Below are 620 nucleotides of genomic sequence, written 5' to 3'. Positions count from 1 at the left end.
CTTAATGATAATTACTGTTTACTGGACGTCGGTCTTGAGACGGGTCGTACCCATCAGATTCGTGTACACCTAAGCCATATCACTTATCCAATAGTTGGAGATCGTGTCTATGGAGGACGTCGCCAACTGCGAGCAGGGTTGACAGAAGAGCAGCGCCAAGCGATTGGTAATTTTCCAAGACAAGCGTTGCACGCATATACTTTGGGGTTTGTCCACCCAACGACGGGTGAAGATATCGAAGTGACCACTCCTATTCCTGAAGATATGCAAAAACTCATATCAGTGCTAACTGATGGTTATGATGACGAATAAAATATGACAGATAAACTTCCCCTGACAATGCTGGCACAGCTCAATGAAGTGACAGTATTCCAAACAGCCGCCTATCATACCGCTGGTTTTGTGCATGCTGATATTAAGCATAAAACGCTTGAAGATCAAAAACATCAACCAATGCTGCAATCAAAACAAGCAAGCTATGGTGAGTTAAATCTTGGACTGCACGTTGCTGATGATCCTGTACAGGTATTGGATAATCGTATGCGTTTGCTAGCGACTATCAATCAGCAACTGACAATCCAACGGCGTGCTCCTATCAGTAGTGTGTACTGGGTAAATCA

The 620-nt window shown here is 44.0% G+C and carries 1 protein-coding gene and 1 pseudogene; both read left to right on the top strand.

Annotation, left to right across the window (positions count from 1 at the left end; translation table 11 throughout):
* The coding region (locus ACS8FD_RS22060; protein WP_459252170.1) for an RluA family pseudouridine synthase at positions 1 to 312 on the top strand (312 nt) is incomplete at its 5' end.
* 3 nt (positions 313 to 315) lie between these two features.
* Positions 316 to 620, top strand: a pseudogene (locus tag ACS8FD_RS22055) (polyphenol oxidase family protein); the annotation flags it as partial.

The sequence above is a fragment of the Psychrobacter sp. 1U2 genome, from assembly GCF_051847575.1.
This window is presented reverse-complemented; position numbering and strand designations above follow the sequence as displayed.